General features: G+C 67.2%; 16 protein-coding genes. 8 read left to right on the top strand and 8 right to left on the bottom strand.

Features of this window, described 5'->3' with window-relative positions; all coding sequences use genetic code 11:
* Positions 1 to 141: 141 nt before the first annotated feature.
* Together EGT29_RS18180 and EGT29_RS18175 are read right to left on the bottom strand one after the other, a co-directional pair.
* On the bottom strand, positions 142 to 1,095 hold the full coding sequence (locus EGT29_RS18180) for a bifunctional riboflavin kinase/FAD synthetase (RefSeq protein ID WP_124692424.1): 954 nt from the start codon (positions 1,093 to 1,095) through the stop codon (positions 142 to 144).
* A gap of 69 nt (positions 1,096 to 1,164) precedes the next feature.
* The gene (locus tag EGT29_RS18175; RefSeq protein WP_124690295.1) at positions 1,165 to 2,115 is read right to left on the bottom strand and encodes a GntR family transcriptional regulator; all 951 of its coding nucleotides are present in this window, start codon (positions 2,113 to 2,115) and stop codon (positions 1,165 to 1,167) included.
* A gap of 181 nt (positions 2,116 to 2,296) precedes the next feature.
* On the opposite strand from EGT29_RS18175, the gene EGT29_RS18170 reads away from it, so the two are divergent.
* From EGT29_RS18170 to EGT29_RS18160, 3 genes are read left to right on the top strand one after another with little or no spacing between them, the layout of a single operon-like run.
* Positions 2,297 to 3,274, top strand: coding sequence for a tripartite tricarboxylate transporter substrate binding protein (locus EGT29_RS18170; protein WP_124690294.1), 978 nt, complete (start codon positions 2,297 to 2,299; stop codon positions 3,272 to 3,274).
* Positions 3,275 to 3,319: 45 nt separating this feature from the next.
* The gene (locus EGT29_RS18165) at positions 3,320 to 4,714 is read left to right on the top strand and encodes an MmgE/PrpD family protein (protein WP_124690293.1); all 1,395 of its coding nucleotides are present in this window, start codon (positions 3,320 to 3,322) and stop codon (positions 4,712 to 4,714) included.
* A gap of 13 nt (positions 4,715 to 4,727) precedes the next feature.
* Positions 4,728 to 6,119, top strand: coding sequence for an MmgE/PrpD family protein (locus EGT29_RS18160; RefSeq protein WP_161567866.1), 1,392 nt, complete (start codon positions 4,728 to 4,730; stop codon positions 6,117 to 6,119).
* Positions 6,120 to 6,149: 30 nt separating this feature from the next.
* Here EGT29_RS18160 and EGT29_RS18155 read toward each other — a convergent pair whose 3' ends face one another.
* Positions 6,150 to 7,037, bottom strand: coding sequence for a LysR family transcriptional regulator (locus EGT29_RS18155; protein WP_124690291.1), 888 nt, complete (start codon positions 7,035 to 7,037; stop codon positions 6,150 to 6,152).
* Positions 7,038 to 7,167: 130 nt separating this feature from the next.
* Here EGT29_RS18155 and EGT29_RS18150 point away from each other — a divergent pair, with 130 nt between their 5' ends.
* From EGT29_RS18150 to EGT29_RS18135, 4 genes are read left to right on the top strand one after another with little or no spacing between them, the layout of a single operon-like run.
* The gene (locus EGT29_RS18150; protein ID WP_161567865.1) at positions 7,168 to 8,136 is read left to right on the top strand and encodes a tripartite tricarboxylate transporter substrate binding protein; all 969 of its coding nucleotides are present in this window, start codon (positions 7,168 to 7,170) and stop codon (positions 8,134 to 8,136) included.
* 16 nt (positions 8,137 to 8,152) lie between these two features.
* Entirely contained in the window at positions 8,153 to 10,216 is a 2,064-nt protein-coding gene (locus tag EGT29_RS18145) for a hydantoinase/oxoprolinase family protein (RefSeq protein ID WP_124690289.1), read from the top strand.
* A 31-nt stretch (positions 10,217 to 10,247) separates the two neighbouring features.
* Positions 10,248 to 11,252, top strand: a complete 1,005-nt coding sequence (locus EGT29_RS18140; protein ID WP_124690288.1) for a fumarylacetoacetate hydrolase family protein — start codon at positions 10,248 to 10,250, stop codon at positions 11,250 to 11,252.
* The gene (locus EGT29_RS18135) at positions 11,249 to 13,018 is read left to right on the top strand and encodes a hydantoinase B/oxoprolinase family protein (protein ID WP_161567864.1); all 1,770 of its coding nucleotides are present in this window, start codon (positions 11,249 to 11,251) and stop codon (positions 13,016 to 13,018) included. Before EGT29_RS18140 ends, EGT29_RS18135 begins: the two co-directional genes overlap by 4 nt.
* Positions 13,019 to 13,033: 15 nt before the next feature.
* On the opposite strand, the gene EGT29_RS18130 is transcribed toward EGT29_RS18135, so the two are convergent.
* Genes EGT29_RS18130 through EGT29_RS18110 form a run of 5 tightly spaced genes read right to left on the bottom strand, consistent with a single transcriptional unit; the run spans position 13,034 to position 18,175 of the window.
* Positions 13,034 to 13,360: an NIPSNAP family protein gene (locus EGT29_RS18130; protein WP_124690286.1), complete on the bottom strand. Its 327-nt coding sequence runs from the start codon at positions 13,358 to 13,360 to the stop codon at positions 13,034 to 13,036.
* Between the two features lie 34 nt (positions 13,361 to 13,394).
* Positions 13,395 to 14,948: a choline-sulfatase gene (betC, locus tag EGT29_RS18125; RefSeq protein WP_124692423.1), complete on the bottom strand. Its 1,554-nt coding sequence runs from the start codon at positions 14,946 to 14,948 to the stop codon at positions 13,395 to 13,397.
* Positions 14,949 to 14,997: 49 nt separating this feature from the next.
* Positions 14,998 to 15,984: a tripartite tricarboxylate transporter substrate binding protein gene (locus EGT29_RS18120; RefSeq protein ID WP_124690285.1), complete on the bottom strand. Its 987-nt coding sequence runs from the start codon at positions 15,982 to 15,984 to the stop codon at positions 14,998 to 15,000.
* A 44-nt stretch (positions 15,985 to 16,028) separates the two neighbouring features.
* Positions 16,029 to 17,492, bottom strand: coding sequence for an NAD-dependent succinate-semialdehyde dehydrogenase (locus EGT29_RS18115; RefSeq protein WP_124690284.1), 1,464 nt, complete (start codon positions 17,490 to 17,492; stop codon positions 16,029 to 16,031).
* Positions 17,493 to 17,515: 23 nt separating this feature from the next.
* Complete coding sequence (locus EGT29_RS18110; protein ID WP_124690283.1) at positions 17,516 to 18,175, bottom strand: 2-hydroxychromene-2-carboxylate isomerase; 660 nt, start codon at positions 18,173 to 18,175, stop codon at positions 17,516 to 17,518.
* Between the two features lie 125 nt (positions 18,176 to 18,300).
* On the opposite strand from EGT29_RS18110, the gene EGT29_RS18105 reads away from it, so the two are divergent.
* A complete protein-coding gene (locus EGT29_RS18105) occupies positions 18,301 to 19,284 on the top strand; it encodes a LysR substrate-binding domain-containing protein (RefSeq protein WP_124690282.1) in 984 nt (327 codons plus the stop codon).
* Positions 19,285 to 19,288 lie beyond the last annotated feature (4 nt).

The following is a 19,288-nucleotide window of genomic DNA, read 5'->3' as shown; positions in this document are numbered from 1 at the left end:
AGTGTCTTGGCCTGCTGCGTTGTTGCTATCGCTGGCTGCCAGCGGTAGCAACGGTGCGTCAGCCCAGGATGATTTCCCTAGGTTCAGGAAACCGCGGATCTGGCTTTGCCAGTCCGCCGGTTTCGCCTCTGGGGGAGCGCGTCAGCGCGTAGGGAGGAGACCAAAATATTTGCGCGCCTGGAGAGCATCGTCTTCAATGGCCGCCTTCAGGGTCGGCAGGTCGACGAACTTCTCTTCGTCGCGCAGCTTTTTCAGGAATTCCACCTGCACGAGTTTACCGTATGCGTTGCCGCTGAAATCGAAGACATGGACTTCCAGCAGGACCCGGCCGCTGTCGTCGACCGTGGGGCGCACCCCCAGGCTGGCCACGCCGGGCAACGGTTCGGGGGCCAGCCCGTGCACCTGCACCACGAAGATGCCGGACAGGGCCGGGCAGCGGCGCGAGACGCGCAGGTTCAGAGTGGGAAAACCCAGCGTGCGGCCCAGCTTCTGGCCATGGATGACGTGGCCGCTGACGCTGTAGGGATGGCCCAGCAGTTCGGCGGCGCGGTCCAGGTCGCCGACCGCCAGCGCCGTACGGACGGCGGAACTGGAGATGCGCTGGCCCTGGTCGGTGACGGACTCCATGGATTCGACCTCGAAGCCATGCTGGGCGGCGCTGGCGCGCAGCATGGCGATGTCGCCGGTGCGGTGGGCGCCGAAGCGGAAGTCGTCTCCCACCAGCAGCCATTTCACGTGCAAGCCCTCGATCAGCAACTGGTCGATGAAGGACTGGGCCGGCATCGAGGCCAGGCGCGCGTTGAAGCGTTCCACCACCACGTGCTGCATGCCGTAGCGGGCCAGCGCGCACAGCTCGTCGCGCAATCCGGCGATGCGGGTAGGGGCCAGTTCGGGGCGCTTGTGCAGTTCGGCGAAGAATTCGCGGGGGTGGGGCTCGAAGGTCATGACCGTCGGCACGAGTCCCCGGGCATGGGCCGCTTCGCGCACCCGGGCCAGGATGGCCTGGTGGCCGCGGTGCACGCCGTCGAAATTGCCGATCGCCAGCGCGCACGGACGACGCAGCGAAGGCGGCGGCAGGCCCCGGAAGATACGCAGGGCGGACGGCGGAGCGGACGAGGCGGACGGATTCAAGCCGGTGGCAAAGCGGAAGCTGGGAGTCGAATTCTAGCTGCCCGGGGGCAGATCGTTGATTATAGGCGCGTCGCCGCCCGCCCGGGCGCCGCGCAGATTGACCACCACGCCCTGCAGGTGATCGCGCATGGCGTCGGCCGCTTCCCGATTGCGGCCGGCCTCGATCAGATCGAGGATGTGCAGGTGCTCCCGCGCCTGGCGGTAATAGCGCTGGCGGTCGACCATGGCGCGGTACACCAGCAGGCGGCGCACCTTGTTGACCCGGCGCAGCACGTCGCTGAAGAACGGGTTTTGCGACGCCTCGGCCAGGGTTTCGTGGAATTTCACCGCGTGTTCGTACAGTTCGTCGGCCGTCATGGTGTCGGCGCCGCCGGCCAGGATCTGGCCCTCGACTTCGCGCAGCCGGGCGGCGGCCTCGGGGCTCAGGTGAAAACTCGGTTCCAGCAGGCTGGCCGGTTCGATCGCCAGCCGCAGGCTGTAGGTCTGCTCCAGCGCCTCGGGCGTGCGCAGGATGGGCGAGAAGGTCCAGCCGTAGCCGATCCGCCGTTCCGCCCAGCCTTCGCGCGAGATCTTGCGCAGCAGTTCGCTCAACTGCCGGTGCGTGAGCCGGTAGGTCTGGCGCAGATAGGTTTCGGTGACGTGGTCCTTGAGCTGGCCGCGCAGCCGGTCTTCGGCGATCTGGAAGTAGACGCGGGTCAGTTCCGGCTGGGCGCTCAGGCCCAGTTGTTCGGGCGCCGCCAGTTCGGCGTCGGACAGGAAATAGCCGCGATTGGCCTCGTGGCGCAGCACGCCCTTGTCGGCCAGCAGCTGCAGGGCCTGGCTGACGGTCCAGCGCGATACGCCGAAATGATCGCCCAGCGACTGGGCCGTGAGGTGGGTGCCGGCAGGCAGCCCCTGGGCGTTGGCGTGGGCGAGGATGCGGCCGGCCAGTTCGGGGACGACGGCTGTGCGGGATTCGCTGCGCGGACGTTGGGCGGTCGACATGTTCCGGAGTGGGGACTATCAGCGTGTCGGAGAAAAGCAGAGGCTGCGCACCGCGAATCCGGCACGCAGACAAGATGTTAGCGGTTTTCCGCCGCCGCCCTGTCCTGGTCGGATTGCATCAAGATTGCATTTATATGCATAAATATGCAATCATGGGCCACAAAAAACGAGGAGACACATCATGAAGACCCACCTACGCACGATTCAAACCCTGTTCGCCGTGGCCGTACTGGCCGCCGGGGCGCCGGCCCACGCGCAGGACTATCCCAGCCGGCCCGTCAGCCTGGTGACGCCATTCCCGCCAGGAGGCGCGGCCGATGTGGTGATCCGCCTGATGGCCCAGGAGCTGGGCAAGGAAATGGATGCGACCTTCATCGTCGACAACCGCGCGGGCGCCGGCGGCGCCATCGGCACGAGCTACGTGGCGCGGGCCCATCCCGACGGCTATACGCTGTTGCTGACATCGTCCAGCACGATGTCGATCAACCCGCACCTGACGGCCAAGCGGCCATACGACCCGTTCACCAGCTTCACGCCCATCTCCCTGGTCGGCTATGCCACCAATGAACTGGTGGTGACGAGCACGCTGCCGTACAAGACCGTCGGCGACGTCATCGCCGCCGCCAAGGCCGCGCCGGGCAAGATCGCGTTCGGCTCCAACGGGGTCGGTACGCTCAGCCATCTGATGGGCGAGATGTTCATGCAGCAGGCGGGCGTGAAAATGCTGCACGTGCCCTACAAGGGCGCGGCGCCGGCCGTGGCCGATACCGCCGCGGGCCAGGTATCGGTGCTGTTTTCCAACTACGCCAGCGTGGCGCCCATGGTCAAGTCGGGCAAGCTGCGCGGCCTGGCCATCACCAGCCTGAAGCCAACGCCGCTGGCGCCGGGGCTGCCCACCATTGCCGAGTCCGGCCTGCCGGGTTTCGAGGCCAACCAGTGGTGGGGCCTGTGGGGGCCGGCTGGTTTGCCCAAGGAAGTCGTCGACAAGCTCAATGCCGCGGCAACCAAGATCCTGACCAGCCCCGAGGCCATCAAGCGTTTCAATGCGGAAGGGGTGGACCTGCTGAGCGGCACGCCGGCCGATCTGACGGCCTATCTGCGAGCCGACTACGATCGCTGGGGCAAGGTGGTCAAGGCCGCCGGCATTTCGCCCGAATGATGTTCCGCGCCGTCCCTTTCCGTCCTGCCGCCTGAAGTCCCTGCCATGAACCCAGCCCAATCTTCGTCCATTGCCGTCACCGACGAGCTGGCGCGCTTCGCCGCCGCGCTCGACTGGGAGACGGTGCCGCCGCATGTCCAGGCCATCATGCCGGTGCTGATGATCGACATGTTCCGCGCGGCCGCGGTGGGAAGCGACAAGCCCTGGACACGTGCCGTCGGGCAGGCCTTCGGTTCGGCCAGCGGCGCCGACTGCGCCAGCCTGCTGTACGCGGGCCGGCGGGTCGAGGCCGGCCGCGCCGCCTTCATCAACGGCACGGCCGCCGGCGGCCTGGACTGGGACGATTCCCACGTTGCCGCCATCATCCATCCCGGCGTATGCACCTGGCCGGCGGCGCTGGCCGCGGCCGAGATCGCCGGCGCCAGCGGCCGCGAGCTGCTGACCGCGGTGCTGGCCGGCTACGAGGTGGCCATTCGCGTCGGCATGTCGATCCAGCCCGAGCATTCGCTGCGCGGCTTCCAGGGCACGCCCACGTGCGGCGCGCTGGGCGCGGCCGTTGCCTGCGCGCGCCTGTTCCGGCTGCCTGCCGAGCGCCTGCGCGATGCGCTGGGTATCGCCGCCACCTTTGCCTGCGGCCTGTCGCAGTTCTTCGTGTCAGGGTCCGACATCAAGCGCTTCCATGCCGGCAAGGCGGCCGCCAACGGCATCGAGGCCGCGCTGCTGGCACGCGCCGGATTGACCGGTCCGCGCGACGCCATCGAGGGTAGCCAGGGATTCGGGCGGGCTTTTTCCGACCGCTTCGACCCGTCCACGGCGGTCAAGGACCTCGGCCGGCATTTCCCCACGGAATGGGTCTCGCTCAAGCCGCATGCCGGCAGCGTGCGCATGCAGGCCGCGATCGAAGGCGCGGCGATGCTGGCGCGCGCCGGCGCGCGGGTCGAACAGGTGGCGTCGATGGAGCTGGGCGTGCATGGCGCGATGATGAGCAAGCTGGCAGCCAACAGGCCGGTCGACTACCAGCAGGCGCAACTGAGCACGCCGTTCGCCGCCGCGATGGCCGTGGCGCTGGCGCCTGGGCGCGAAGGCCCGTTGACGCTGTCGGTCGACGATTTCGAGCAATATCTGGACGACCCCGCCATCCGCGACCTGTCGGCCCGTACCCGATGCGTGGTCGATGCCAGGGTCGAGGCATTGACGACGGCCGAGGCGGTGCCGGCGCGCGTCACCATCACGATGAAGGACGGCAGCCGGGTCGAGCAATTCGTCGAACACCCGAAGGGCTGTCCGCGCAATCCCATCACGGCCGACGAAGTCGTGCAGCGGTTTGCCGCCATCGCCGCGCCGCGCTTTGGCGCCGGTCCGGTCGATGCCTGGCTGGAACAGGCCCGCCATCCCGAACGGCTGGCGTCGGTGGCGCCGTTGTTCTCGCTGCGTGGATGAATCAGGAGCAATCATGGAAAGACCGGCCCCGACGCTGGAACTGGCGTCATTCGCCGCCGCGCTGACCTACGGACGGCTGCCGACGCCCCTGCGGTCCGCCTTGTTCGAATTCGCGCTCGACTACCTGCGCGTCGCATCGCTGGGCGAGCGCATGCCCTGGAGCCAGTGGGCGCGCGACTATGTCCGGCAGACCGGCGGCCTGGGCAAGGCGCCGGTGTTGTTCTCTGACCAGCGCACGGATCCGGCCAGCGCCGCTTTCCTGAACACGGTCTATGCCGGCAGCATCGATGCCGACGATACGCACGTCGGTGCGATGCTGCATCCCGGTTGCATCGTTTTTTCGGCGGCTCTGGCCATCGGCCAGAGCCGGGGGTTCGCGGGCGAGCGCATGCTGGCGGCCGTGGTGGCCGGCTACGAGGCGATGATCCGCATCGCGCTGTGCATCCAGCCCAGCCATTTCAAGCGGGGTTTCCAGAGCACGGCCACCTGCGGCGTGTTCGGCTCGGCGGTCGCGGCGTCGGCCTTGCTGTTCCCCGGCGACGCGCGCCGCATCGCGCAGACGATGGGCCTGGCGGCATCGTTCAGTGGCGGGCTGGTGCAGTTCTTCCATTCGGGGTCGACGGTCAAGCGTATCCATGCCGCCCAGGCGGCGCGTTCCGGCGTACATGCCGCCTTGTTGGCCGAGGCCGGTTTTTCGGGCCCGCTCGACATCCTTGAGGGGCAGGACGGCTTTGCCCGCGCATATGCCGATCAGATCGATTTCGCGCCGCTGTCCGACCGGCTCGGCTCCGTCTATCGGATGACGGAGGTATCGATCAAGCCGCATGCGTGCAGCGCCCGCGTGCTGGCGGCGGTCGAGGCGGCGGTGGACCTGTGCCGCGAGCACGATGTGGCGGCCGGCGACATCAAGGCCGTCACGCTGGGCATTCCGCGCGTCATCCAGGGCCGCCTGACCGGCAATGCGCCCGCCAGCCTGCAAGGCGCGCAAATGAGCGCACCCTTCAGCGTGGCGCTGGCGATCCGCAAGCGGATCCGCAGCGAGGTCTACGCGCTGAACATCGACGATTTCGAGGCAGGCCTGGAGGATCCCGTGGTGATGGGGCTAGCCGCCAAGGTCGAGTGCGTGATCGACGACGAGGCCGAGCGCGCCAGCACCGCCGAATCGGTCGGGGCCCGCGTGACGCTGGCCTTGCGCGACGGCCGGCGCGTGAACCGGTTTGTCGCGGCACCGAAGGGCTCGGTGTCGCGGCCCTATTCACAAGAAGACCACGTGATGCGTGTTCGTGCCGAACTGGCGCGGCGCTATACGGAACCCGAGGTTGACCGGCTGGTCGACCAGGTGCGGGGCTTGCCGCAGGCGAAGGACGTCGGTGTGCTGGCGCCGCTGGCGGCCGGTCGCAGATAGCATCGAGCCGCAGCGTCAGGGCATGCGCTGCTACAGATTCGCCGAAACGAAATCGAGGAAGGCGCGCGTCTTGGCGGGCATGAGCCGCGTCGCCGTCAGCGCGTAGGCCGACACCGGCGGGGCGCTCCAGTCGTCCAGCACGCGCACCAGACGGCCTTCCTGTACGTCCTGCCGGCACAGCTTCTCGGGAAGAATGGCGAGGCCACCACCTGCCTGCACGACCTGGCGGATGATGCCGACGCTGTTGAACGACATGGTGCCTCCGACCATGACCTCGATGCGCCGGCGGCCGCTGCGCAGCCGCCAGACGCCCTGGTTGCCGACGTGGTCGATGCGGGTGCCGAGTACGCAGGTGTGGGTCGACAGATCCGCCGGTACGGCCGGTTCGCCGTGCGCCGCGAGATAGGCCGGCGAGGCGTAGACGTACATCGGGATGTCGGCCAGCTTCCTGGCCGTCAGGCCGGAGTCGGCCGGTTCTCCGAAGCAGATCGCGATGTCGCAGTTTTCGCTGACGGGGTCGACCGGGCGCATGGTGAAGTCGAACTCCATGTGCAGTTCCGGGTGTTTCGCGGCAAACGCGGGCAGGTTGTCGATCAGGCGCAAGGCGAAACTGGTGGGGATCGCCACGCGCAAGTGTCCCTGGACCCGGTGCCGGGCGCTGAGCAATTCGTCGTGGGTGGCTTCCAGTCCTTCGAGCAGCGTGCGGCATGACGCGTAATAGTTCATGCCTTCCTCGGTCAGTTGGACGATGCGCGTGGAGCGCTTGAGCAGGCGCAGCCCCACGTCCCGCTCCAGCTCGCGGATGCGCCTTGAGACGGTGGACTTGGGCAGGTCCAGCGCGGATGCCGCCTTGGTGAAACTCCTGGCCTTGGCCACTTCGACGAATACCGCGACATTGCGCAGCAGTTCGGGCTTCATCGGTGCTCCTGGATTGTGCCGTGTATGGAACAATTATTTCCAAAAGACCCGATTGAATCAATTCGCTGATTCGCTGAATATCTGCCCCATACCCATGGCCGCACGCAGACGGCGCACAAGGAGACATCCCATGAGTTCTCGCAGAGCGTTGCTCGCACTGGCCGCGCTGGCGGCGGTGCTGCCGGCCGTGGCTTCGGCTCAGGCCTATCCCTCGCGCCTGGTGCGGATCGTCATCGGCGTTCCGCCCGCGGGCGTGCAGGACCTGCTGGCGCGCGGCGTGGCCGAGCGGTTGTCCAAGGCCTGGGGCCAGCCGGTCATCGTCGAGAACCGGCCCGGAGCCACCGGCAGCATCGCCGGCAATCAGGTCGCCAAGGCCGAGGCGGACGGTTATTCCATTCTCATGAGCACGGCCAACAACATGGAAGCCGCGCCGCTGCTGCAGAAGAACCTGCCGTTCGACCCGGTCAAGGACTTCATCCCGGTGGTCGGGCTGGCCCAGGTCCGGTCGGTAGTCTCCATCAGCAACGGCATTCCCGCCAACGACGTCAAGGAACTCGCCGCGCTGGCGCACAAGCAACCGGGTACCCTCAACTACGGAAGCTGGGGCGTCGGCAGCGTCGCCCACCTCGACGCCGCCGCCTTCGCCAAGGGGATCGATGCCGAGTTCTCGCACATTCCCTACAAGGGCGGCAACGAACTCATGCTGGCGCTGGCGTCCAATCAGGTACAGATGGCGGTGACCACCGTCAGCACCGCGCTGCCGCTGGCCAGGCAGGGCCGCATCAAGACCATCGCCTACACCGGCAGCCAGCGGTCCAAGCTGCTGCCCGATGTCCCGACGCTGGCCGAACTGGGGTACAGCTTCGACCGTCCGAGCGGGGTGTTCTCGTTCTACCTGCCCGCGGGCACGCCCAAGGCGATCGTCGACAAGCTTGCCGAGGACACCGCCAGGATCGTCGATGCGCCGGCGTTCGCCGAAGAGTTCCTCGATATCAACGGCATGGAAGCCTATCCCTATCGCGGCGCCGAACTGGCGAAGCAACTGGATGCCTCGCGCAAGAACTATCTCGCGCGCATGAAAGACCTCAAGATCGACTGAAGAGAGCACGCCCGCAATGAGCCACCCTTCCGAGTCCGCGGCGCCATCGGCGCTGCGGGTCGCCGTCGACATCGGCGGCACGTTCACCGACCTGGCCGCGGTCGACCCGAGTACCGGCGAACGCTGGTTCGCCAAGGCGTCGACCACGCCCGACGATCCGTCGCGCGGCATCCGCGACTGCCTGGCCAAGTTGGGCAGATCGCCCGAGGAGTTCGAGACATTCGTGCACGGCACCACGCTGGTCATCAATGCCTGCCTGGAAAAGAAGGGCGCGCGCACGGCCCTGATCACCACCGACGGCTTTCGCGATGTCCTGGAGATCGGCCGGGGCAACCGGACCGAATCATTCAATTACCTGTTCAAGCGCCATGAACCTTTCGTGCCGCGCGAGTTCCGGCTCGAAGCGAACGAGCGCATGGGCGCCGACGGCAAGGCCGTCGTGCCGCTGGACGAGGCGCAACTGCGCGAGGTACTGGCCGAGGCCCGGGACAAGGGCGCCGAGGCCACCGCCATCTGCTTCCTGCATTCCTATCGCAATCCCGAGCACGAACGGCGCGCGGCCGAGATTGCCGCCGAGTGTGGCGACTGGTTCGTGACGGCATCGCATACGTTGTCGCAGGAGTACCGCGAGTATGAACGCACGTCCACGGTGGTGCTCAACGCCTTCGTCGGACCCAAGGTCAGCACCTACCTGGGCAAGCTCGAGAGGCTGCTGGCCGAAGGCGGCTTCAAGGGCCGGTTTTTCCTGATGGAGTCGAACGGCGGCGTGGCCGACGTCGCGACCGTCAAGCGCCTGCCCGTGCTGCTGATGGAATCGGGGCCGGTCGGCGGGATCGCAGGCGCGATCAAGCTTGGTGAAAAGTTGGGGCGGCGCAATCTGATCACCTTCGACATGGGGGGCACGACGGCCAAGAGCGCACTCGTGCAGGACGGTGTGGTCAGCTTCGATTCGCTGTACTACGTGGATGGATTCGAGCACGGCTATCCGCTGCAGACCTCGGTGGTCGACATGGTCGAGGTGGGGGCCGGCGGCGGCAGCATCGCGGCGATCGACGAGCTTGGCGCGCTGCGCGTGGGGCCGTGCAGCGCCGGCGCCTATCCGGGGCCGGCCGCCTATGGCCTGGGCAACGACCAGCCCACCGTCACTGACGCCAACATCGCGCTCGGACGTCTGGACCCCACGCGCTTTCTGGGCGGGGAGATGAAGATCGACGGCGACCTGTCCATGAAGGCGCTCCGGAATCTGGGCGCGAAGCTGGGCTATGACGCCCGCACGATGGCCGCGGGCATCATCCGGATCGCCAACGTGACGATGTCGGGCGCGTTGCGCCGCGTCTCGATCGAGCGTGGCAAGGATCCGCGCGACTTCACCCTGGTGGCCTGCGGCGGCAATGGCCCGTTGCATGCCGCCGAGCTTGCCGAGGAACTGGGCATCCGGACGCTGCTGATTCCCAGCATGCCCGCGCACTTCTCGGCGTTCGGCATGCTGTACGCCGATGCCCGTTACGATGCCTCGCGCACCTGGACTTGCGACCTGCCCGAGCACGGAGCGGAGGTTCCCGGCCTGGCCGATGTGCTGCGCACGCTCGAGCAGGGCCTGGCGGGCACGGTAGCCGAAAAGCTGGGGGCGTCGCGCGAGATGCGGTTCGAGAACTATGCCGAGATGCGCTATCGTGGCCAGGACCAGACCGTCAAGGTGCGCCTGCTGGACGACCTGAGCCCGGCCGCGCTCCAGCGCGGCTTCGATCAGATCTATGCGGAACGCTACGGCCACGTCAGTCCCATACCGGTGCAGATCGTGTCGCTGCGCGTGAGCTGCCAGGCGGCGCTGGGAGACGGGCAGGATGCCAGCGTGCCGTCGGCGCGCGTGCACGAGGCGTCCACCTCGCGCCAGGTCTACTCGATTCAGGCCGGCGACTTCCAGACTTACGCCGTGCACCGCCGCGGTGGCATGGCTGCTGGTGCGTCCTATCCCGGACCTTGCCTGATCGAGGACCACGCGACCACCACGCACGTGCCGCAGGGATGGAACGTCAGGCTGCTCGAGGACGACGTGCTGGAGATGTCATGGAGCGAATGAGGTTCGCGCGACAAGGCCGCCGGGAATTGCCATGAAAATCGCCAAATACGGAAGCGGCCGAATCGCCGCCGTCGTCGGGGAACGGCTCGTCGACCTGAACCGCGCCCGTTCGGCACAGTTGCGCGGGGCCGACAAGGGCGAGGTGCCGGCCGATCTGCTCGATTTCATCAAGGCGGGCCCGGCGGCGCTCGATGCGGCTTACGCGGCCTTGAACTTCGTGCTGGCCGAAGGGTCGGCGCCGCGCGCCACGGCGGACGGGCCGCTGGTCATGGACCTGGCGGCCACGCCATTGCTGGCCCCGCTGCCCAGCCTCGGCTCCAAGCTGATCTGCATGGGCCGCAATTTCGCCGGGCACAGCAAGGCGGCGCAGAAAGCCAATGCGGAACGTGCCGCGGCGGGCGACACGCGGCCGCAGATGCCGGCCAGCGCTCAGATTCCCAAGCGGCCCGCCGGTTTCATCAAGTTCGCCGACACCGTGGTCGGGCCCGACGAGCCGGTCCTCTACCCATCGCGCACCCGCAAGCTGGACTACGAAGTCGAGATCGCCCTCATCATCGGCGCGCAGGGCAAGGATATTCCGCGCGAACAGGCGCTGCGCCATGCCTTCGGCTACACGGTGTTCTGCGACTACAGCGCCCGCGACCAGAACAGCGACCTCGAAGACATGAACTGGGTGCGGCACCACAAGAACTTCGATTGCGCCGCCTCGATGGGGCCGTGGATCGTGACGGCCGACGAAGGGCTGGATCCGCACGACGTGGCGATCCGCACGTGGGTCAACGGCGAACTGCGGCAGGACGGCACGACGGCCGACATGATCCACGATTTCGCCCGCATCATCGAGTACTACTCGGTGGACCAGACGCTCTATCCCGGTGACCTGTTCGCTTCCGGCACATGCGAGGGCACGGGCATGGAGAAAAAGGACGGCTCCTGGTTCCTGCAGCCCGGCGACCGCATCGAGTTCGAAATCCCCCGGATCGGGCGCTACGGCAACCCGATCGTCGCGAAACCCCCAGCAGGGAGCCCCGCATGACCGCCATGCCCAAGCCGCGTACCGGACCGGGCGCGCGCCGCGTCGACCCGATCACCCTCGAAGTCATCCGCTATTCGCTGGTGGCGATGATGGACGAGACCGAGGCCAATCTGACGCGTACCGCGTTTTCCACCATCATCCGCGAGTTCAAGGACTACAGCGTCGGCCTGGTGACGGCCAGGGGCGAGACCATCGCCCAGGGCCGCGGCAGCATTCCTTCGTTCGTGGCCGACCTGGGCACGCCCGTGCTCGACGGCGTGGCCATGTGGGGCGACGACCTGCACGACGGCGACTACCTGATCAACAACCACGCGGGCGTCTGCGGCCAGCACCTGAACAACGTCGTGATGTACACCCCGATCTTCGACGGCGGGCGCATCATCGCCTTCTCGGCGCTGCGCACGCACTGGCCGGATGTCGGCGGCGGCTTCCAGGCTCGGCCGGCCACCGAGATCTACCAGGAAGGCATTCAGTTCCGCAACGCGAAGATCTACAAGAACGGCAAGATCGACGTCGAGCTCGAACGCATCATCCGCTACAACACCCGGCACTCGGACGAGACCTTCGGCGACCTGGAAGCGCAGATCGCGGGTTGCCAGCTGGCCAAGCGCCGCTTCGAGGAACTGGTCGCGCGCTATGGCTGGGACCAGGTCGAGGCGGCGATCCACGAGTGCTGGGACCAGTCCGAGCGCTACGTGCGCCAGCGCATCCGCCAGATTCCCAACGGCCGCTATTACGCAGAGTCTTTCCTGGACGGCGACGGCATCACCGACGACCCGGTGCCGATCCGCGTCACGGTGGTAGTCGAGGACGAGGACATCACGGTCGATCTCACCGACATGCCGCCGCAGGTGGCCGGGCCGTTGAACTCGGGCGCCACGGGGGGAGGCGAGAGCGCCGCCAAGGTAGCCTTCAAGGGCGCGGTGGCGCCATTCCTGCTTCCCAACGAGGGCGAGTTCCGGCCGTTGAAGATCGCGCTGAAGCCCGGCACGCTGGTGAGTGCTTCGGAAGACGCGGCGATGGGACTCTGGTCGACGCCGATCAAGACGATCATCGACGTGATCCTGAAGGCGTTCTCGCAGGCTATTCCGAACGAGATCCCGGCGGGCAACAACGCGCAGTACGGGCGTGGGCGCGTGCGCGCCCGCTACGCCGGCACGCGCCAGTTCTGGCAGGGCGGCGGCAATACGCTGGGCGGCTGGGGCGCGCACTGGGGCGGCGATGGCCAGTCCGCATTGCACACGACTACCCATGGCGATTGCCGCCGTGTGCCGATCGAAGTGGAGGAAAGCGAGGGCCTGGGCCTGGTCCGGCGCTTCGAACTGGTGACCGATTCCGGCGGGGCCGGGCGTTGGCGGGGCGGACTGGGGACCCGCATGGAGGTGGTGACTCCGACGCCCGCCACGGCGACCCTGGACTTTGACCGCAGCAAGTTCCCGCCCTGGGGCCTGTTCGGCGGCAAGGACGGCATGCCTGGCCATGGCGAGATCCACAAGCCGGGGGAGGACCAGCCCATCACCGGGACGCGGGTGGCGGTGCAGGTACCCGCCGGGACCCGGGTCTGTGCCGCCAACAACGGTGGCGGGGGCTGGGGGGATCCGTTGGAGCGAGAACTGCCGGCCGTCGAATGGGACGTGCGGCAGGGTTATGTCTCGCGCGAGGCGGCGATCCGCGACTATGGCGTCGTGTTCGGCGCCGATGGCGGGATCGATGCGCCGGCGACCGAGCGGAACCGCGCCGCACGCAAGGAGGCCGCCGCGGGCTGATGCCGCTGCGCCGTATCAGCGCATGGCGGAAAACGCCGTCGGTACCAGGATCTGGTTGGAAATGGCGGCGACGATGGGGCCGTTCTTTTCGGTCTCGGCCTTGGCCGCGAGCCACTCGGGATCGCTCGCGAAGGCGTTCCATTTGTGTTCTCGCTCCGCCAGGTTTTCCCATTCCAGCAGGTAGTAGAGGTCCTGGCTGTCCTGGCCGATGTAGACGGTCCAGAAGCCGGCTTGGCGGATGCCGTGCCGTTTCCAGAGCGCGAGCGTGGTGGTTTCGAAGCGCCGGGCGACGTCCGCAAGGCGGCCGGGCATACAGCGGTAGATGCGAAGTTCATGCAGCATGGCTATTCTCTTTGGGAGTGGTCTGCGGCCGGGTTCAGCGGCGGGAGTCGGGAGGCTTCGGTGCCACGAAAGGATACCTCGCTCTGCCTTTGGCCTCCGTGGCCGATCCGTTCTCGCCGCTGCGCACGAATTGGCGGGAGGCGTCCCGGCGTGGCTCGTAGTCCCAGGGGGGGAACTGCCCGGCCTGGCGGGTGCGCTGGATGAACAATCTCTGTCCGGCGCTCGTCACCATGTCTTTCGCCAGCCGGGCGGTATCCCAATGGCCATGCACCAGCGCATGCAGTTCCTGCTCGATGCGCAGGGTTTCGCCACGGCCCGCAAGATTTCGCGTCTCGTCGGGATCGTCCTCCACCTGGAACAACTGGGGAGGGTCGCTTTCCGCGTAGATGTATTTCCACGGACCGCGGCGTACCATCAGGCAGGGGCCCAGCGCGCCGTCGGCATTCATTTCCGCGAATACCGGGCGATCGGGGCGGGGGCGCTGGCGGCCTTCCAGCCAGGGCAGCAGGCTTTCGCCTTCCATGTCCGACACCGGTTGCAGGTCCCGACCTCCTCCCAGGTCCATCAACGTGGGCAGCAGGTCCAGCAGCGACACCGGATCGCGGACCCGTCCTGGCAGCTGTCCCGGTGTGGCGACGATCAAGGGGATGCGGACCGCGCCTTCGAGCAGCGTCCATTTGTACCAGAGCCCTCGCTCGCCCAGCATGTCGCCATGATCGGAAGTGAACACCACCACGGTGTCGTCTTCCAGATCCATGTCGCGCAACGCCTGCAGGATGCGGCCGACCTGGTCGTCGACGTAGCTGATCATGGCGTAGTAGGCATGGCGCGAGCGCCGGACGTCTTCGGCGTCGACGCGGTACTCGTCGAAACGGTAGATCTCCCGCAGGCGGCGGCTGTGCGGATCGTCCTGCGCAGGGGCCGGTGGCGGCACCCGCGGAGCGTCGATGTCCGCGGGGTCGTACCGGTTCCAGTATTCGTCGGTGATGACGTAGGGATTGTGCGGGTGGGTAAACGACACGGTGAAGAAGAAGGGGCGGCAGGCCGGGTCACGTCCGTAGTCGTAGATGCGCTGGATCGCCCGGGCCGTGACTTCGTCGTCATAGTCCAATTGGAGGCTGCGCCGGCAGGTTCCGGACTCCACGACGCTGCGCAGGTTCAGGCCCGTGGCTGCCACGGGAATCATCAGCCGCCAGTCCGGGGTCCAGCCGAAATCCGAAGGGTAGATGTCGGTCGTCAGCCGCTCCTGGTAGCCGTGGAGCTGGTCGGGTCCGATGAAGTGCATCTTGCCCGCCAGACTGGTGTGATAGCCGAGCGCGCTCAGGTAATAGGCGATGGTGGGCGCGCTGGATGGAAACTCGCAGGCATTGTCGTAGACCCCGAGCCTGGACGGCAGCCGTCCGGTGAGCATGGACGCGCGCGAAGGCGCGCAGACGGGGAAGTTGCAGTAGCAGTTCTCGAACATCGTGCCGCGCGCGGCGAGCGCATCGAGATGAGGGGTCTGGCAGACGCGGTTGCCATACGCGCGAAGCGCGAAGGCGGTCAATTGATCTGCCATGATGTGAAGGATATTCGGCCTGCCGTTCATTCCCGCCTCGTTGTCGTTCTGGTTGCCCATGGTCGTACCTGTGCGACGGTCAGTCGGCGCTGGCGCCGGAATTGCGCACGACCGCCGACCATACTTTCAGTTCGCTGCCGATGAACTTGCCGAATTCCGCCTGCGACATGAGGCGCCGTTCCAGCCCCGTCGCGGCCAGGCGTTGCGACGCTTCGTCCGACATCATGGTGTCGCGCACCGCGCGCTCCAGGGTGTCCAGCACGGCGGGGGGCGTGCCGCGTGGCGCGAGCAGGCCGAACCATGCCGCTACGTCGAACGGTTTCACGCCGGCCTCTTCCATCGTCTTGACGCCGGGCAGGGATGCCAGCCGGCTGGACGTCGTCACGGCCAGCGCCTGCAGCTTGCCAGCCTTGATGTGCGGCAGGACCGACGAAATGCCGTTGAACATCAGGTCGGTCTGTCCGCCGAGCAGGTCCGTGGTCGCCGGGGCGATCCCCTGGTAGGGCACGTGGACGAGATCGATCCCGGCCGCCGCTTTGAACAGTTCGCCTGCCAGGTGGTTGGCCGATCCGACACCTCCCGAGGCGTACGTCAAGGCGGGTTTGCGCGTCCTGGCCATGTCGATCAGCCCGGCAACGCTGTCGGCGCCCAGTCCCGGACGGGTTACCAGGACCAGCGGGCTGGTAGCCAGCAGCGCCACAGGGGAGAAGTCCTTGATCGGATCGAAGCCCGGGTTCTTGTACAGCGAGGGATTGACGGCGAACGGCCCGATGTAGCCGATGACGAGCGTGTAGCCATCCGCGTCGGCCCGGGCCGCCTGCGCCGTGCCGATGTTGCCGCCGCCGCCCGGCTTGTTTTCCACGATCACCGTGGCCTTCAGCCGGCTCGCCAGGCCGTGGGCGACCAGGCGGCCCAGGATGTCGGCGGGCCCGCCTGCCGCGAAGGGTACGACGATCTTCACGGGACGATCCGGATAGGCGCCTGAGGCGGCGCCGCAGAATCCCAGCATGGTGGCCGCGGCGAGGCCGCTCGCCCGCGCTATTTGCGCGAGATATGTTCTTTCCATGGCGTGCTCCTTTTTTTGCGGTCGGACCGCTCAATGCCGGGCGATCATGTGGCCAGTTGCGTGACGAACTTCGGGGTCAGGTAGGCGGACAAGCCTTCGGTTCCCCCTTCCGAGCCGTAGCCGCTTTCGCGGACACCGCCGAACGGAGCTTCAGCGATCGAAATCGCCAGATGGTTGATGCCGACCATGCCGGCCGACAGGCCGCGCGATACTGCCGCCGCGGTACGTGGCGATTCCGTGAAGGCATATGCCGCGAGGCCGTACGGCAGGCCGTTGGCACGGGCAAGCGCCTCGTCCAGCGTATCGAACGTCGTCACCGGAGCGATCGGACCGAATGTTTCGTCGCGCATCGCTGCCGCGTGGTCCGGCATTCCGCTCAGCACGGTGGGTTCGAAGAAAAAGCCTGGCCGATCGGGTTGCCGTCCTCCTGTTTCCAGGCGGCCTCCGGCCTGCAACGCATCCTGTACGTAGTGCTTCATCGCCGCCAGTCGGCGCGGGTTGGCCAGTGGCCCCATCGTCGTGGCGGTATCCAGTCCGTTGCCCAATACGAGGGCCCGGGCGGCCTTGGCCATCTCGGCGGCGAAGCGTTCGGCCACGCTACGATGGACGTAGAACCGCGACGGCGCCACGCATACCTGGCCCGCATTCCGGAATCGTCCGGCGGCGCTGACCTGCGCGGCGCGCTCGACATCGGCGTCGTCGAAGACCAGGACCGGGGCATGGCCGCCAAGCTCGAGCGTGCAGCGTTTCAGTCCGTTCGAGGCCGCGAGTTGTGCCAGGTGCTTGCCCACCGGTATCGATCCGGTGAACGTGATCTTGCGTATGGGCGAACTGCGGACGAGGAATTCCGATATCTCGGCCGGCGCGCCGAAGACCACGTTCAGCACGCCGGGAGGCAGGCCGGCGTCGACGCAGGCGCGCGCCAGTTCGAGCGCGGTCGCCGGTGTTTCTTCCGACGGCTTGATGACCAGTGTGCAGCCAGCGGCCAGCGCGCCGGCGATCTTGCGGGCAGGCGTCAGTGCAGGGAAATTCCACGGCGTGAATGCCGCCACGGGGCCGACCGGTTCGTGATGCACTGCCTGGGTCACGTCCAGGGCCCGTGCGGGAATGATCCGTCCATACAGGCGCCGCGTTTCCTCGGCATACCATTCGAAAACTTCGATTGCCGTCGTCAGCTCGGCCTGGGCCTCGGCCAGTGGCTTGCCTTGTTCGAGCGTGAGCGTGCGGGCGATCGTGGCGCTGCGCTCCTCCAGCAGCCGGGCTGCCCGCAGTAGCACCTGCCGCCGGGCGAGGGCCGGCGTGGCCGACCAGGCGCCGAAGGCCCGTTCCGCCGCCGCGACGGCCCGCCCCAGCTCGTCGGGCGAGGCATGCGGCAAGCGCCCCAGGCTGTCGCCGGTCGCCGGGTTCACGACGGTTTCGCCATGGCGGCCGCCGCCGACCCACTGGCCGTCGATGAGCTGGCCCAGGCGATCGAAGGCGGATGCCGCGTTCTGGTTGTCTGTAAGCATGGAAAACTCCTGTCGAGGCGAGGTCAGGCCACCGGAACGAGGCCGTGTTGGGCAAGGCGCCATACCAGCAGATCGAAGCGGTCTTGGCCGAAGAAGGGTTCGTCCTGGAAGACGAACAGCGGCACGCCCCAGTGTCCCGCCGAGTGCTGGTCACGCTGGTTCGCCTGTACGGTCTCTTCGTGCGTTTGCGGATTGGCGGCAATGGCCCGCTCCATATCGGCCAGGTCCAGGCCCGCCCGCCGCGCTGCCTGAGCGAGATGGTCGCCCCGGTCCCAGCCATCGACGCTGCCGTCCCACAGCAGCCGGCTTACCTGCACGATGAAGGGCAGCGCCTTGCCACGCCGCCGTGCCTCGATGCCTAGGAGGGTCAGGCGCCGGATGTAGGGCTGATCGTGCGCGATCTCGAGCGTGCGTGGCTCCTGCACGATCGGATCGGGCACCGGGCGGCGGAATGGCATGCCAAGGAAAGCCGCGACGCGTGCCGAGTCGGCGAGAAAGTACGGACGCGCCAGTGCGTGTTGTCTGCTGAAGTGCTCCGGATAGCGGATGGCTAGCGGGTAGACGATCTTGACGTTGCAGTGCACGCCGTGCTCGCGCGCCAGCGCTTCGACGCGTGGCAGTACCAGGTAGCTGTAGGGACTGCGGAACGACCAGTACAGGTCGATGGGTGGGTTGACGGCCATGGCTGCCTCTTGTCATCGCTGCATGCCACGCGGCGGCGTGGAGTGACGGCAAGAGTAAATAGAGCTGTGATTGCCGTAAAATTTATTTTTCGGTCAATTTGATCTCTTTTTAGATATCAATTGCGATGGCTCCCTCTCCACATCCCCACTGGCTGCTGCGCAGCCGGCTCAAGATGCGCCAGATCCTGCTGCTTGCCACGCTGGGCGACCTCGGGAACTTGCGCCGTGCCGCGGCTCAACTGGGCATGACCCAGCCGGCCGCCACCAAGCTGCTACATGAATTGGAATCCGCAATGGGTGTCTCGCTCTTCGAGCGTTCGAGGCGGGGCATGACGCCTACCCTCTACGGCGATGCCATGATCCGGCATGCACGTGGCCTGCTTGCAGATCTCGATGCCGCTCGCGACGAACTGGACGCGCTTGCCGCAGGCGCGGCGGGTACCCTTACTGTCGGCACCATGACGTCCACCTCGTCCGAACTCGTGCCGCGCGCCGTGGCCGCGCTGCTCGAGCGGCACCCCGGCGTGCGGGTATCGCTCGTCGAGGGCGTCCACGACATGTTGATGGCGGCGCTCGCGCGAGGCGAGCTCGACCTGGTGCTGGGGCGGGTCATGGGCGGGGCCGCGATGGACGATCTCGATCTCGAACTGCTCTACGAGGACGAGTTCCTGGTCGTCTGCGGCTCGCGTCATCCGCTTCTGAAGGCGCGCGAGATACGGCTCGCCGACCTGACCGACCAGCGCTGGATCCTCCCGCATGCCAGTGCGCCGCTGCGCCAGCGGCTGGACATCCTGTTCATGGAGCAGGCGGGCGCGCGTCCGCGCCATGCTGTCGAATCCGTTTCGCTCCTGACCAACCTCGCGCTCTTGCAGGAAAGCGCGACGCTCGCGGTCATGCCGGCTGATATCGTCAGACAGTTCTCGGGCACCGGGCTGGTGCGGGCTTTGCCCGTTTCGCTGCCTGGGTTGTTCGGTCCGGTGGCGCTCATCACCCGCGCCGAGAGGCGGCGCTCGCCGGTGGTCGAGGCCTTCATCGACGACTTGAGGCGGCTGGCGGCCCGTTCGGATCGCCGTCTGCCGCAAACCACCGGCCGCCGCCGGGCCCGATGATACA

The sequence above is a fragment of the Pigmentiphaga sp. H8 genome (assembly GCF_003854895.1).
Taxonomy (GTDB): Bacteria; Pseudomonadota; Gammaproteobacteria; order Burkholderiales; family Burkholderiaceae_B; genus Pigmentiphaga.
This window is presented reverse-complemented; position numbering and strand designations above follow the sequence as displayed.